The sequence below is a fragment of the Micromonospora aurantiaca ATCC 27029 genome, assembly GCF_000145235.1.
Classification (GTDB): Bacteria; Actinomycetota; Actinomycetes; order Mycobacteriales; family Micromonosporaceae; genus Micromonospora; species Micromonospora aurantiaca.
In genome coordinates, this window is the sequence record NC_014391.1 from 6,209,556 (window position 1) to 6,223,954 (window position 14,399).

Consider the following 14,399-nt stretch of genomic DNA (forward strand, 5'->3'; position numbering starts at 1 on the left):
ACTGCCGCAACCGGGTACCGTCAGGAGGTCCCACGCTGGTCAGCGCGGGACGGACCAGGACAGACCGCCGGACAGCAGGAGCATGAGCATGGCAGCGAACCCGTCGTTCGACATCGTGAGCAAGGTCGACCGGCAGGAGGTCGACAACGCCGTCCGCCAGTCGGAGAAGGAGCTCTCGACGCGGTTCGACTTCCGCGGCACCGGCGCGGAGATCTCCTGGTCGGGCGAGGAGGCGATCAGCCTCCAGGCGGAGACCGAGGAGCGGGTCCGGGCCGCGCTGGACGTCTTCAAGGAGAAGCTGGTCAAGCGGAACATCTCGCTGAAGTCGCTCGACGCCGGCGAGCCCCGTCAGTCGGGCAAGATTTTCAAGATCGACGCCAAGGTGGTGCAGGGCATCGACTCGGACAAGGCCAAGGCGATCAGCAAGAAGATCCGCGACGAGGGCCCGAAGGGCGTGCAGGCGCAGATCCAGGGCGACCAGCTCCGCGTCACCGGCAAGAAGAAGGACGACCTCCAGACCGTCATCGCCCTGCTCAAGGGCGAGGACTTCGGTCTGGCGCTCCAGTTCACCAACTACCGGTAGGCACGACGATCGAGTCGCGTGGCAGGTGACCGGCATGGTCACCTGCCACGGTGCGGGATCAGGCATCCGCAGTGGCCGGAACGCGCGGCCTGCATCTCGGCCGCGAACAGCTGCGGTTCCTTCTGCCGTCAGGCGACTTCCTTGGGGTACGGGCCGGTCGTGCGGTCGGCTGGGAGCCATGACCCCCGCGATGCTTCTCCCCTATCGCCCGGTGCTCGGTCAACCGGTACTGCGCCGGCTGCTGCCCGGTCTCGCGACATCCGCTCTCGGTGACGGGCTCGCCCTGGTCGCGGTGACGTGGCTGGCTCTGCAACTCGCCCCCGCCGGGCAACGCGGCACGTGGACCGCATTCGCGGTGGCCGCGTACACGCTGCCGGGGGCGGCCGGCACGCTGCTGCTCGGGCGGTGGCTGGGTGGACGGAGCGGGGCGCAGCTCGCCGGCTGGGACGCGACGGTGCGGGCCGCCGCGTTGGGGGCGATCCCCGTCGCCCACCTCGCCGGGGTGCTGGACGTCGGTCTCTACGTCGCCCTGCTCGCGGTGTCCTCGCTGCTGCACCCGTGGGGGTCGGCCGGCCGGTTCACGCTCGTGGCCGAGCTGCTGCCGCAGCGGCACCACCTGGCCGCGAACGCGCTTCTCGGCGTGTTCGGCCAGGCCGCGACGATCGTCGGCCCGCCGCTGGCCGGCCTGCTCATCGCCTGGGGCGGCGCGGTGTGGGTGATCGCCGTCGACGCCGCCAGCTTCGCCGTGCTGGCCGTCAGCTACCGCCTCGTCGTCCCGGCCGTCCGCCGTGAAGGTGCCGTCCGGCGTGAAGGCGCCCACCATGAGCCCGCCGTCCGCCACCAGGCCGGAGACCAGCACGAGGACGGAGACCGCCACGAGAACCCGACGGCCGGACCGTCGCGTACGTCGGGATTCCGGATCATCGGGCGGGACCGGTCGCTGCTCGGACTGCTGGCGCTGACCTTCGCGTTCTTCTTCCTCTTCGGGCCGTTCTACGTCGCCATGCCGGTGCACGTCACCGACGACCTGCACGCCTCCGCCGGGACGCTCGCGGCCTACTACACCGCGTTCGGCGTCGGCTCCCTGCTCGGCGGGCTGCTCACGGGTCACCTGCGCGGACGGCCGCTGCGGACCACGCTCGCCGGCATCGTGGTGCTGTTCGGCGCCGCGCTGATGCCGCTCGGCCTGGGCGCGCCGGTCGTCCTGTCGCTGCCCGCGTTCGCGCTCGCCGGCCTGGTCTGGGCGCCCTACCAGCCGACCGCGACGGCGTTGTTCCAGCGCCGCACCGGCACCGTGGACCTCCCCCGTGTGCTGGCGGCCAACGGGGCGGTCACCGTGCTGGCGGTGCCGCTGGGCACGATGCTCGGCGGTCCGGCGACCGCCGCGTTCGGGGCACGTCCCACGCTCCTGACGTGCGCGGTGACGATCCTCGCGCTGGGTCTGGTCGCCGCGGTGTCCGCCGCGCGCCCCGGAGCGCAGAACACAGAGCGGACCGGGCCGGCGGGCCCGCACGACCGGCCCGGCCCACAGACGACAGGCCCGCACGACCGGCCCGGACCGCAGACGACGGGCCCGCGCGACCGGCCCGGCCGGGTGAAGGCGCCGGATCGGGTACGACCCGGAGCGTCCTGATCCGGGTGCAACCGCCGGAGCCGCATCGGGGTGTCGAGTGGTGAGAGCGGACACGGGAGGTGGGCATGGACGGCCCCGAGGACTTCGACGCCTTCTACACGGCGACCGCGCGGCGGGTCGTGCACCACGTCTACGCCCTCTGCGGCGACCTGGCCGAGGCGCAGGACGTGACGCAGGAGGCGTACGCGCGGGCCTGGCAGCGCTGGTCGACAGTCGGGGCGTACGAGGATCCGGAGGGCTGGGTCCGGACGGTGGCCTGGCGCCTGACGGCCAACCGGTGGCGCGGCCTGCGGCGCTGGTTCGCCGCGCGGGCCCGGCTGGGCCGGGAGACTCCGACGCCCGGGCCCAACCGGACCGGGTGGCGTTGCTGGCGGCGTTACGGCGACTGCCCGACGCGCAACGGCTGGTCGTCGTCCTGCACCACCTCCACGACCTGCCGGTGGCGGAGATCGCCCGGACCACAGGCATGCGGGAGGGGACTGTCAAGTCGTACCTGTCCCGGGGCCGTGCCGCGCTCGCCGTTCTACTGACCGACGACAAGGAGGAAGTCGATGTCGGCACGCATTGGTGAGGCTCTGCGGGAGTTGGAGCAGGACATGACCGGGCTGCGGCTCAGCCCGGCGGCCGAGGTGCGCGCACGGGGGCGTGCCAGGAGCCGGCGCCGGGCCGCGGTTCTGGCGGGGGTGGCCGCTGTGACAGTCACCGGCGGTGCCGCGACCATGGCGACGCTGTCCGGACCGGCGACGCCGATGCCGGCCGGCGGCGGCGCGGCCACCCCGTCCGCCGCGGCGTCGGCCGCGTGTCAGGCCGACCCTCCGGTACGGCTGGACGTCGTCTTCCGGCCGGGCGCCGGCACTCCGCAGATCGGGGAGGTCGACTACCGGATCGGGCAGGCGCGCGGGGACACCGGGCTGCGCTGCGGTGGCAGGACGGTCGCGGCCCGGCCGGACGGCGACGGCCGGGTCGTCCTGTCGGTGCTGCTCGCGCAGGGTGAGGATCCGGCGCCGATCCGGGCCGCCGTGGAGAAGCTGCCCGGGGTGGAGCGGGTGGTGACCGCCGGCGGGTGAGCGGTCAGGCGGCGAGCGTCTGCTCGGCGCGTACCGCTGTGGCCTCGGCCCGGGCGATCGGGCCGCCGGGCAGCGCGGCGACCGCGGCTCCGACGGCGACCGCCACCCCGGCGAAGACGAACGCCCACGAGACGCCGCCGGCGTGGTCGATGATCAGGCCCGCGATCGAGCCGCCGGCGGCGCTCGCCGCCACCGACATGGTCACCACCCAGGTGTACGCCTCGTTCAGCATGCCGGCCGGGGTGATCCGCCCGACGAGCGTGTTCTCCAGGGTGAGCGCGGGGGCGATGGCCGCGCCGCCGAGCACCAGCGCGACGCCGAGCGCGGCCGGGCCGGGCATCACCGCGAAGACGGCGAAACTGGCCGCGACGGTGCCGAGCAGCCAGGCGAACTGGCGGGTCATGTTGGCGGCGGGCTTGCGTACGCCGAACCAGAAACCACCGATGGCGCTGCCGATGCCCCAGACGGCGAGCAGCACACCGGCAAGGCTCTCCGGGTCGTCGGCGCCGGAGTTCCCGGCGAAGGCCGGGACGATGACGCCGGAGGCGCCGAACGCGATGCCGAGGCTCGCCACGCAGAGCAGCAGCGCGGGGAAGCCGCCGAGCCGCAGCGGGCCGAGGCCCCTTGCGTGGTGCTCGCGCGGGTGCGGGCGCCAGCCGCGCATGACCCGTCCGAGCGCGACGGTGCCGGTGCCGATCAGGGTGACCACCGCGGCGCCGACGAGCGCGGCGGAGGCGTCGGCGAGCAGCACGAAGCCGGCTACCAGCAGCGGCCCGATCACGAACACGACCTCGAAGAGGGTGGTCTCGGCGGCGAGCGCGGTGTTGCGCAGGTGCGCCCGGCCGGTGGCGGGGGCGGTGAGGTCGTTCCAGGCGCCCCGGATCGCGGCGGTGAGCGGCGGGTACGTGGCTCCGGCGACGCCCGAGGCCAGGTAGATCAGCCCGAGGTTGCCGCTGTCGGAGCGGGTGGCGACGAGCAGCCCGATCAGGGCGAGCGGGTGGGTGACCGCGGTGAGCAGCAGGACGGGGGTGGGTCCGACCCGGTCGGCGATCCGGCCGGCGACCGGGCTGAGCGCGGCGCCGGAGAGCGCGTAGATGCCGCCGGCGACTGCGGCCAGGGAGTACCGGCCCGTGACCTGCTCGACGACGAGCAGCAGCGCCAGCGGGGTCATGCCGATCCCGAGCCGGCCGATGATGCCGAGGATCAGCAGCATCGGCGCGCCGGGGATCCGCCAGACGCCCTGGTACTGGCGCAGTGCGGCCACAGTCGACCTCCAGGAGGGTAATGAGCGGGAGACGTTTCGACCCTAACGGCGTGACCTGACCGGGGGAAACGCATTGTGCCCGGACACACCACCGCGCCCGCGTCGTGGGACGCGGGCGCGGTGGGGAGTACGGCGGGTCAGCGCTGGAACTGCACCGGCCCGGAGTTGCGGGCCATCTGCTCCAGGCGGGCCACCCGCTGCTCCATCGGCGGGTGGGTGGCGAACATCGCGGCGATGCCGCCGCCCCGCTTGAACGGGTTGTCGATCATCAGGTGGGCGGTGCTGGCGAGCTGGCCCTGGGGCGCCAGCGGACGCGCCTGCGTACCCATGTGGATCTTTCGGAGGGCGCTGGCCAGGGCCAGCGGGTCGCGGCTCAGCTCGGCGCCGGACTGGTCGGCCTGGAACTCCCGGCTCCGGCTGATCGCGAGCTGGATCACCGTGGCGGCGATCGGGCCGAGGATCAGCGTGAGCAGCAGCACGGCCGGGTTCGGGGCGTCCTCGTCGTCCGAGGAGCCCAGCGGGATGAACCAGGCCAGGTTGGCCAGCATGGTGATGATGCCGGCCAGGCCGGCAGCCACGCTGGAGATCAGGATGTCCCGGTTGTAGACGTGGGACAGTTCGTGGCCGATCACGCCACGCAGCTCCCGGTAGTCCAGGATCTCCACGATGCCCTGGGTGACGCAGACCGCCGCGTTCTCCGGGTTACGACCGGTGGCGAACGCGTTGGGCTGCGACGTCGGGCTCACGTAGAGCCGCGGCATCGGCTTGCCGGCCTGCGTGGAGAGCTCCCGCACCATCTGGTACAGCTCGGGGAACTGTGCCTCGCTGACCGGTTGCGCCTTCATCGAGCGCAGTGCGAGCTTGTCGGAGTAGAAGTAGGTGACGCCGTTCATCAGCAACGAGACGACGACGGCGATGACGAGACCGCCGCTACCGCCGAACCAGTAGCCGACCGCGAGGATCAGCGAGGTCAACAGGCCGAGCAGCGCTGCGGTCTTGAGACGGTTGTGATGCACGATCTCTCCTTCGGTGCACGGGCCCTTGCGGGAGGCCCGCTGACCGGTTCAACACACCGGTACCCGTCAACCATCCGGCTCATGGCTGAAAGTTGCCTGGATGTTGCTGTGCGCAGGCTGAAGCGGTCGCCCATCCGGGCAGGAACCGGTCAGCGCGCCGCCACGTCCAGCACGAGCTGCGGTGCGAAACCGATCACCACCGCGGCGACCGTGGCCACGCCGAGCGCCAGCACCACGGTCCGGGCGGGCCGGACCGTCGCCACGCCGGCCGGCGTCGCGTAGAGGGAGGCGGTGACCCGCAGGTAGTAGGCCAGGCCGATCACCGCGTTCAGCGCCACCACGAGCGCCAGCCAGCCCGCGTTCCCGGCCAGCAGCGCGCGTACCACCGTCACCTTGGCGAACAGCCCGGCCAGGCCCGGCGGCAGCCCGGCCAGCCCGATCAGCGCCAGCGCGAACGCGCCGCCCACCCAGGGGTGCCGCCGCGCCGCGCCGCGCAGGTCGGCCAGCGTGCCGCCGTCACCGTCCGCCGGTCGCAACGCCACCACAGCGGCGAACGCGGCCAGTTCCAGCAGCACGAAGAAGATCGCGTACGCGACGGCTGCGGCGTACGCGGCCGCCCGCGCGTCGCCGGTGCGGCCCGCGGTCAGCGCCAGCGCGCCCAGCGGGGCGAGGATGTACCCCGCCTGGGCCACCGACGACCAGGCGAGCAACCGCACGGTACGCCGCTGACGCAGCGCCACCAGATTGCCGACGGTCATGGTCAGCACCGCCAGCGCCGCCAGCACCGGGCCGGTCAGGTCGCCCGGCAGCGCCCGCTGCACCACAGCCAGCAGCGCCACCACGCCACCGAGCTTCGAGGCGGTCGACAGGTACGCGGCCACCGGCAGCGGCGCGCCGTCGTACGTGGCAGGGGCCCAGGCGTGGAACGGCACGGCGGCGACCTTGAACGCCAGCCCGGCCACCACGAGCGCCACAGCGACTGTGGTCAGCGGCAGATCGGTCAGGTCGTCGCGGGCGGCCAGGGTGGCGCCCAGCCGGTCCAGGTGCAGCGTGCCGGTGACCGCGTAGAGCAGCGCCGCGCCGAGCAGCGTCACTGTGGTGGCGACCACGCTGACCACGAAGAACGTCACAGCCGCCTCGGCGCCGGCGAGGCTGCCCCGGCGCAGGCCGACCAGCACGTACAGCGGGAGCGTCAGCGTCTCCAGCGCCACGATCAGCGTGATCAGGTCACCGGCGGCGCCGAGCACCACGCCGCCTGTCATCGCGCAGGCGAGCAGGAAGCAGTACTCGCCGACCGGGGTGCGCCCGGCACGCAGCAGCGGACCGGACAGCGCCAGCACGCCGAGCGTGAGCAGGGCGATCACCGCCCCGACCAGCGCGGCCCGGCCGTTCCACACCCAGGAGCAGTCGTCGCCGACGCAGAACGTGCGCCGGGTGCCGGCCGCGCCGACGAGCGCCGCGCCGACAGCCGTGCCGGCCGCGCCGAGCGCCGCCACGGCGACGGTGACCGCGGGACGCGCCACCAGCAGATCCACCAGCAGCACCAGCACGGCCGTGCCGGCGGCCAGGTACGCGGGCAGCATCGCCACGTTGTCGACACTCTGCACCAGGCTCATGGGACGACCCCCAGCAGCGCCTCCACCGGACCGGAGGCGTACGACAGCACGAGCGCCGGGGCCAGGCCGACCGCGAGCGCGAGCAGCACCAGCGGCGCCCAGGCGGTCAGTTCCGCCCCGGCCAGCCCGGGTGCGAGCCCCGCCACCGCCGGGCTGGGCCGCCCGTGGGTGACCCGGCGCAGCAGCCGCAGGAAGTACGCGGCGGTGAGCGCCCCGCCCAGCGCGGCCAGCACGGCCAGGGTCAGCCAGAGCGGGCCGCCCCGCTGCACGGCGGCGACCACGGCGAACGCCTCACCCCAAAATCCGGCCAGGCCGGGCAGCCCCAGCGAGGCGACAGCCGCGAAGCCGAGCAGCCCGGCCAGCCGGGGCGCGGTCTCCCGCAGCCCGGACAGCTCGGCCAGCGAGCCGGTGTGCGCGCGGTCCTTGACCGCCCCGGCCAGGAAGAACAGCAGGCCGGTGATGACACCGTGGGCGATGTTGCCGATCAGCGCGGCCTGGATCCCGGTGGCGGTGAGCGTGGCGACCCCGAGCAGCACGAAGCCCATGTGTCCCACGCTGGAGTACGCGATCAGCCGCTTCAGGTCGTCCTGCGCGAGGCAGACCAGCCCACCGACCAGGATCGCGGCGACGGCGAGCACGCCGAGCACCGGCGCGGCCCAGCGAGCGCCCTCCGGGGCCACCCCGACGGCGACCCGGATCAGCCCGTACGTGCCCATCTTGAGCAGCACCCCGGCGAGGATCACGCTGCCGACGGTGGGGGCCTGGGTGTGCGCGTCGGGCAGCCACGAGTGCAGCGGCCAGAGCGGGCTCTTCACCGCGAACGCCAGCGCCAGCAGCGTGAACGCGGCGAGCTGGGTGCCCCGGGACAGCCCGGCGCCGCCGGTGAGCGCGACCAGGTCGGCGGTGCCCGCGGCGGCCACCACCACGTAGACGCCGACGAGCAGCAGCACCGAGCCGAACAGCGTGTAGAGCGCGAACTTGCGGGCCGCGCGACGGCGGTCCGCGCCGCCCCAGCCGGCGATCACCGCGTACATCGGCAGCAGGACGACCTCGAAGAACAGGAAGAACAACACCAGGTCGAGCGCGAGGAACGTGCCGAGGATGCCGACCTCGACCACCAGCAGCAGCGCCACGAGCGCCCGCCCGCTGCCGCCGCCGGGCGGCACCCGCCACAGCGTGTACGCGCAGCACAGCAGCGTGAGCAGCGCGGTCAGCACCACGAGCGGCCAGGAGATGCCGTCCACACCGAGGTGGAAGCGCAGGTCGAGCCCGGGCACCCACTGCAGGTCGAGCTGGTGCCACGGCTGCACCGCCGGGCGTGGCCCGTACCCGAACCAGCCGTGGTCGCCGCCGACCAGCGGGAGCGTCGCCAGCAGCGTCAGCGCGGCCGCAGCGGTGCCGACCACCCGGCCGGCCCGGTCGCCGGGCACGACGGCGGTGGCCAGCGCGCCGAGCGCCGGGACCGCCACCACGGCGACCAGCAGGACCTGCCCGAACGTCATGAGGTCACTCCGATCAGCGCGACCGCGAGGCCGATCAGCAGCGCGCCCGCGAGCACCCCGGCTGCCGCGCGCGGCAGCGCCGCCCGGTGCAGCGCGGCCAGGCCGCCGCCCACCTCGACCGCCGCCCGGCCGCTGCCCTCGACCAGCCCGTCCACGCCCAGTTCGTCACCGGTACGCACGACCCGCGCGAGCGCGCCCGCCGGGCGTACGACGAGGGCGTGCTGGACGTCGTCGAGCCGGAACGCGCGGGCGAAGACCGGCCGCAGCGGGCCCAGGAAGCGGGCCGGGTCGGCGGCCGGGTCGCGGCGCCAGCCCGCCCAGGCGACGCCCGCCCCGGCGAGCAGCAGCAGGAACGGCAGGATCAGGTTCGGTGCGAGGTGGACCAGCTCGACCGCCTCGCCGGTGTCGTCGCCGGGTACGCGCAGCCGGTCGGCGAACCAGGGCGCGAACGCGGCCAGGCCCAGCAGCGCGGCCGGGACAGTGAGCAGCAGCACCGGCCAGCGCAACAGCGCGGGCGGGTCGTGCGGCCGCAGCAGCGGCGTGCGCGTCCGGCCGAGGAATGTGCGCAGCAGCAGGCGGGTCGCGTACCAGGCGGTCACCGCCACGCCGACCAGCCCGGCCAGCCAGACCAGCCAGCCCACCCAGGCGGCTGTCGGCCCGGCGCCGTCGAGCGCGGCCGCCTCGGCGGCGGCGAGCACGCCGTCCTTGCTCCAGAAACCCGAGAGCGGGGGTACGCCGGCGAGCGCGCCGAGGCCGACCACCATGCACCAGAACGTGACGGGCATGGCGGTACGCAGGCCGCCCATCCGGGACATCAGCGTGGTGCCGACGGAGTGGATCACCGCACCGGCGGCGAGGAACAGCAACGCCTTGAACGCGGCGTGGGTGAGCAGGTGGAACAGCGCAGCAGCGGGTGCGCCGACCGCCAGCGCGCCGGTCATGTAGCCGATCTGCGACACGGTCGACCAGGCCAGCACGCGCTTGATGTCGTCCTGCGCGGTGGCGGCGAACGCGCCGAGCAGCATCGTGATCGCGGCCATCACGCCCAGCACGGCGAGCGCGGCCGGTGCGCGCTCGAACAGCGGGAACAGCCGGGCCACCGCGTACACCCCGGCGGCGACCATGGTGGCGGCGTGGATCAGCGCGGACACCGGCGTGGGACCGGCCATCGCGTCGGGCAGCCAGGTGTGCAGCGGGAACTGGGCGCTCTTGCCCGCCACCCCGGCGAGCAGCAGCAGACAGGCGGCGGTGAGCGTGCCGGTGCCGTAGTCGTGCGCCAGCACGTCGGCGATCCGGAAGCTGCCCGCGCCCACGCCGAGCAGCGCGATGCCGAGCAGGAAGCCGACGTCACCCACACGGGTGACCAGGAACGCCTTGACCGCCGCACCGGGTGCCTCGGGCAGCCGCCGGTCGTGGGCGATGAGCAGGTACGAGCAGATGCCCATCACCTCCCAGCCGACCAGCAGCATGATCAGGTCGCCGGACACCACCACAGTGAGCATGGCGGCGGTGAAGAGGCTCAACTGCGCCGCGTACGGCGGGTAGCGGTGGTCGACGTCCACGTCGTCGTGCGGACCCCGGCGCAGGTAGCCGATCGAGTAGACCTGCACTGCGAGCGCGACGGCGGCGACGGCGGTGGCGACGAGTACCGCCACGCCGTCGAGCCGCAGGCCCAGCGTGACCCGCAGCCCGCCCAGGTCGACCCAGGTGGTGGACGCCTCGACCGGGGCGTCCACGCGGACCAGCAACGCCAGCGCGGCCAGCAGCGGCACGGCCGCCCCGGCCACGCCCAGCGCGACAGCCGACCGGCGGGCCGCCGCCCGGTCCTGGCGCGGGGCGGGCGGCAGCAGCAGGCCGAGCAGGCCGGCGACCAGCGGCGCCGCCGGCAGCACCGCGGCGAGCCACAGCGTCGGCGTGCTCACCGGACCGCTCCTTCCGTGCCCGGCGCTTCCGGCGTCGGCAGCCCGCCCGGGGCCACCGCGACCGCCGGCGCCGGCTCGTCGAGCGGCACGTCGTCGACTGTGACGCTGGCGCGCAGCCGGTAGAGCTGGAGCACGATGGCGAGCCCGACACCGATCTCGGCGGCGGCGAGCACGATCACGAACAGCGCGAACACCTGCCCGGAGTGCGGCAGCACGGCCTTGACGGTGGTGTCGGCGGTGACGAGCACCAGGTTCACCGCGTTCAGCATCAACTCCACCGCCATCAGCACCAGGACGGCGTTGCGGCGGCGCAGCACGCCGTACACGCCGAGGCCGAACAGCAGCGCGGCGGTGACGTACGGGATGACCGGCCTCACGGGCGCCCACCCTCGTCGGCTGGTTGCGACGCGCTGGTGTCGGTGGACCGGCGGCCGATGTCGGGACGGGACAGCACGATCGCGCCGACCAGCGCGGCCAGCAGCAGCACCGACAGCACCTCGAACGGCAGCACCCAGGAACGGAACAGTTGCTCGCCGAGGCGCTCGGCGGTGCCGGCGACGGGCAGGTCCACCCGGGACCAACGGAAAGCGTCGATCAGCAGCACCGCCAGGCCGAGGCCGCTGCCCGCGCCGACGAGCGCTGCGGCCCAGCCCGGCCGGTCCAGGTCGTCCGACGGGCCGATCGGCGCGCGGGTCAGCATCACCGCGAACAGCAGCAGCACCACCACCGCGCCCACGTAGATGAGCACCTGCACCCAGGCCACCAGCTCAGCCGTCAGCACCAGGTAGTCACCGGCCAGCGCGCCCAGGCACACCACCAGCCACAACCCGGCCCGGACCAGGTGGCGGGTGGCGACCACCAGCGCACCCGCGCCCACCGCCACCGCGCCCAGCGCGAGCAGCAGGACGTCCGCACCGGTCATGAGACGGTGCCTCCGCCCGGATCGGTGGCGGCGTCGGGGCGTACCCGGGAAGGAGCCGGACGGGCCGACGGACCCGCCGCCTTCCGGGCGGCGGTGGTCTCCTCCTTGGAGGGGTCGCCGAGCGGGTCGTGGGCCGGCGGCGGCGGCACGGTGGCCATCCACTCGCCCAGGTGGTCCTTGTCGTGCAGCAGGTTCTTGATGTCGTACTCGGCGTACTCGAACTCGGGCGACCAGTAGAGCGCGTCGAACGGGCAGACCTCGACGCAGATGCCGCAGTACATGCAGAGCGAGAAGTCGATGTCGAACTTGTCGAGCACGTTGCGCTGGCGAGGACGGGCGGCGCCGGGCACCGCCACCTCCTCCTTGTGCGAGTCGATGTAGATGCACCAGTCCGGGCACTCGCGCGCGCAGAGCATGCAGACGGTGCAGTTCTCCTCCAGCAGCGCGATCACGCCACGGGAGCGGGGCGGCAGCTCAGGCTCGACGTCCGGGTACTGCTGGGTGGTCGAGCGGCGGGTCATCGTCTTCAACGTGACCGCCAGGCCCTTCACCAGGCCCCCGCCGGGCACTCCACCGTGCTCGCTCATGCCGCCCATCCTGCCCTGTGGCCCGGGCGCGCGCGACCACCACCCGGCCTTTGCGGCGGTATCGTGAGCGCGGGGAGAACGACGCGCCGGGAAGGACCTGTCGATGACCGCCGCGCTGGAGAGCGACCACCCGCCGGAGGGCGGGTGGACGACAGACGATCTGGACGCGCTGCCGGAGGACGGTCGCCGCCGCGAACTGCTCGACGGAGTGCTGCTCATGTCCCCCTCCCCCACCCGGATCCACCAGAGCATCGCGGCCCTGCTCATGGTCGCGCTCGACGAAGACTGCCCCGACGGGTACGACGTGACCCAGGGTGTGGAGGTGCGCATCAACCGCACCCGCTCCTTCATCCCGGACGTGCTGGTCACCACCGCGACCGCCGCCGCGCGCGAGCCGTCCCGGTACGAGCCGCACGAGGTGGTGCTCGCCGTGGAGATCGTCTCGCCCAGCACCCGGTCCATCGACCGCGTCCTCAAGCCGGCGCTCTACGCCCAGGCCGGGATTCCGTTCCACTGGCGGATCGAGATCGAGGACGAGGGCATCGTCGTCTACACCTACAAGATCGATCCGGTGCACGAGGTCTACACGGAGACCGGGCGGTGGACGAAGTTCGTCGACACCGGCGAGCCGTTCCCGGTGAACCTGCCGATCAGCCGGATCACGCCTCGCCGGGTGTGAGCGGAGGCAGCATCTCCACGCCGAGCTGCTGGAGCACCTGGAACAGCTCGTTGACGCTCCACACGTCCACGATCCGGCCGTCGTCGTCGAAGCGCAGGAACGTCGCGCCCGAATAACTGACCACGCGGCCGGTCGGCGGCACCGGGCCGAACTGGCCGGCCTGGGTGCCGGCGGCCCGCCAGCGCACCGCCACCCGCGTACCGGTCGCCACCACGTCGACGATCTTGTAGCGCAGGTCGGGGAACGACGCCCGCCGGTCCCGGTGCCACGCCAGCATCGCCGCCGGGCCGGTGCCGCCCAGGCCCGGGCAGTCCGCCGCCACCAGCTCGTACGCGCTCTCCTCGCGCCCCGCGTTCCACACGTCGGCGACGAAACGCCGGGCTGCCGCCTCCACATCGGTCACGGCGGGCAGCCTATGCCCCTCTCCGGGGCACTCGCCCTGCCGGGAGCCGCCGGAGCGACCATGATGGGAACGAAAGGCGAACTCGGAGGTGGGTGTGGGCAGCGACGACGAGGTCCTGGACCGGACCGGCGGCAAGTACGTGGAGCCGGGTGGTGAGTTCACCCGGGACCAGCGCTACATCGCCACCCGGATCACCGCCGACGAGCGGGACGGCTGGCCGGTGGAGCCGGGGCGCTACCGGCTGGCGGTCAGCCGGGCCTGCCCCTGGGCCAACCGGCTGATCATCATCAGGCGCCTGCTCGGGCTGGAGGACGCCATCTCGATGGCCGTGGCCGGGCCCACCCACGACAAGCGGAGCTGGACGTTCGACCTCGACCCGGACGGCAAGGACCCGGTGCTCGGCATCGAGCGGCTGGCCGACGCGTACTTCGCCCGCTTCCCCGGCTACGAGCGCGGCATCACAGTGCCGGCGCTCGTCGACGTGCCCACCGGGCAGGTGGTGACGAACGACTACGCGCAGATGAGCCTGGACCTCACGACCGAGTGGACGGCGCACCACCGGCCGGGCGCGCCGGACCTCTACCCGGAACCGCTGCGCGGCGAGATCGACGAGGTGAACGGAGTCGTCTTCGCGGACGTCAACAACGGCGTCTACCGGTGCGGCTTCGCCGGCAGCCAGGAGGCGTACGACAAGGCGTACCACAGGCTGTTCGACCGGCTGGACTGGCTGAGCGAGCGGCTCGCCGGGCAGCGGTACCTGGTCGGCGACACGATCACCGAGGCGGACGTACGGCTGTTCACCACGCTCGTGCGCTTCGACCCGGTCTACCACGGGCACTTCAAGTGCAACAGGCAGAAGCTCAGCGAGATGCCGGTGCTGTGGGCGTACGCGCGGGACCTGTTCACCACGCCCGGGTTCGGCGACACGATCGACTTCGACCACATCAAGCGGCACTACTACGAGGTCCACCGGGACATCAACCCGACGGGGATCGTGCCGCTCGGCCCCGACCTGAGCAACTGGCTGATCCCGCACGGGCGGGAGGAGCTGGGCGGTCGTCCCTTCGGCGACGGCACCCCACCCCCGCCCCCACCCCCGTCCGAGCGGGTAGACCCCGCCCACACCCCGTTGCGCTGACCCGCTCCCTCCCCCGCCCCGTCTCGCCCCGCCCTCACCCCGCCCTCGCCCCGCCCTCGCCTCGCCT

14 protein-coding genes and 1 pseudogene are annotated in these 14,399 nt (G+C 73.6%); 6 read left to right on the top strand and 9 right to left on the bottom strand.

Going from position 1 to position 14,399, the window contains the following annotated elements:
- Positions 1-88: 88 nt before the first annotated feature.
- The 4 genes and pseudogenes from MICAU_RS27700 to MICAU_RS27715 all read left to right on the top strand — a co-directional run bounded on the left by MICAU_RS27700 (position 89) and on the right by MICAU_RS27715 (position 3,283).
- Positions 89-583: a YajQ family cyclic di-GMP-binding protein gene (locus MICAU_RS27700; RefSeq protein ID WP_013288657.1), complete on the top strand. Its 495-nt coding sequence runs from the start codon at positions 89-91 to the stop codon at positions 581-583.
- A 178-nt stretch (positions 584-761) separates the two neighbouring features.
- Entirely contained in the window at positions 762-2,216 is a 1,455-nt protein-coding gene (locus MICAU_RS27705) for an MFS transporter (RefSeq protein WP_013288658.1), read from the top strand.
- 65 nt (positions 2,217-2,281) lie between these two features.
- Positions 2,282-2,787 (top strand): annotated as a pseudogene (locus tag MICAU_RS27710) (SigE family RNA polymerase sigma factor).
- Positions 2,768-3,283, top strand: coding sequence for a hypothetical protein (locus MICAU_RS27715; protein ID WP_013288660.1), 516 nt, complete (start codon positions 2,768-2,770; stop codon positions 3,281-3,283). Before MICAU_RS27710 ends, MICAU_RS27715 begins: the two are co-directional and overlap by 20 nt.
- Before the next feature lie 4 nt (positions 3,284-3,287).
- Here the strand turns inward: MICAU_RS27715 and MICAU_RS27720 are convergent, their stop codons facing one another.
- The 8 genes from MICAU_RS27720 to MICAU_RS27755 form a co-directional block, all read right to left on the bottom strand.
- On the bottom strand, positions 3,288-4,547 hold the full coding sequence (locus MICAU_RS27720; protein WP_013288661.1) for an MFS transporter: 1,260 nt from the start codon (positions 4,545-4,547) through the stop codon (positions 3,288-3,290).
- A gap of 137 nt (positions 4,548-4,684) precedes the next feature.
- Positions 4,685-5,563, bottom strand: a complete 879-nt coding sequence (gene htpX / locus MICAU_RS27725) for a zinc metalloprotease HtpX (protein WP_013288662.1) — start codon at positions 5,561-5,563, stop codon at positions 4,685-4,687.
- Positions 5,564-5,712: 149 nt separating this feature from the next.
- A complete protein-coding gene (locus MICAU_RS27730; protein WP_013288663.1) occupies positions 5,713-7,179 on the bottom strand; it encodes an NADH-quinone oxidoreductase subunit N in 1,467 nt (488 codons plus the stop codon).
- Complete coding sequence (locus MICAU_RS27735) at positions 7,176-8,681, bottom strand: complex I subunit 4 family protein (protein ID WP_013288664.1); 1,506 nt, start codon at positions 8,679-8,681, stop codon at positions 7,176-7,178. Before MICAU_RS27735 ends, MICAU_RS27730 begins: the two co-directional genes overlap by 4 nt.
- Positions 8,678-10,603: an NADH-quinone oxidoreductase subunit 5 family protein gene (locus MICAU_RS27740; protein ID WP_013288665.1), complete on the bottom strand. Its 1,926-nt coding sequence runs from the start codon at positions 10,601-10,603 to the stop codon at positions 8,678-8,680. The genes MICAU_RS27735 and MICAU_RS27740 overlap by 4 nt, the downstream gene beginning before the upstream one ends.
- On the bottom strand, positions 10,600-10,980 hold the full coding sequence (gene nuoK, locus MICAU_RS27745; protein WP_013288666.1) for an NADH-quinone oxidoreductase subunit NuoK: 381 nt from the start codon (positions 10,978-10,980) through the stop codon (positions 10,600-10,602). Before nuoK ends, MICAU_RS27740 begins: the two co-directional genes overlap by 4 nt.
- Positions 10,977-11,525 (bottom strand): NADH-quinone oxidoreductase subunit J family protein, encoded by a 549-nt coding sequence (locus MICAU_RS27750; RefSeq protein WP_013288667.1) that lies wholly within the window; start codon positions 11,523-11,525, stop codon positions 10,977-10,979. The genes nuoK and MICAU_RS27750 overlap by 4 nt, the downstream gene beginning before the upstream one ends.
- Positions 11,522-12,112 (bottom strand): NuoI/complex I 23 kDa subunit family protein, encoded by a 591-nt coding sequence (locus tag MICAU_RS27755; protein ID WP_013288668.1) that lies wholly within the window; start codon positions 12,110-12,112, stop codon positions 11,522-11,524. The genes MICAU_RS27750 and MICAU_RS27755 overlap by 4 nt, the downstream gene beginning before the upstream one ends.
- 103 nt (positions 12,113-12,215) lie before the next feature.
- Here MICAU_RS27755 and MICAU_RS27760 point away from each other — a divergent pair, with 103 nt between their 5' ends.
- A complete protein-coding gene (locus MICAU_RS27760) occupies positions 12,216-12,791 on the top strand; it encodes a Uma2 family endonuclease (protein WP_013288669.1) in 576 nt (191 codons plus the stop codon).
- On the opposite strand, the gene MICAU_RS27765 is transcribed toward MICAU_RS27760, so the two are convergent.
- Positions 12,772-13,194: an ester cyclase gene (locus MICAU_RS27765; protein WP_013288670.1), complete on the bottom strand. Its 423-nt coding sequence runs from the start codon at positions 13,192-13,194 to the stop codon at positions 12,772-12,774. The genes MICAU_RS27760 and MICAU_RS27765 overlap by 20 nt on opposite strands.
- Positions 13,195-13,288: 94 nt before the next feature.
- Between MICAU_RS27765 and MICAU_RS27770 the strand changes: the two genes are divergently transcribed.
- Positions 13,289-14,332 (top strand): glutathione S-transferase family protein, encoded by a 1,044-nt coding sequence (locus MICAU_RS27770; RefSeq protein ID WP_013288671.1) that lies wholly within the window; start codon positions 13,289-13,291, stop codon positions 14,330-14,332.
- Positions 14,333-14,399: the final 67 nt, after the last annotated feature.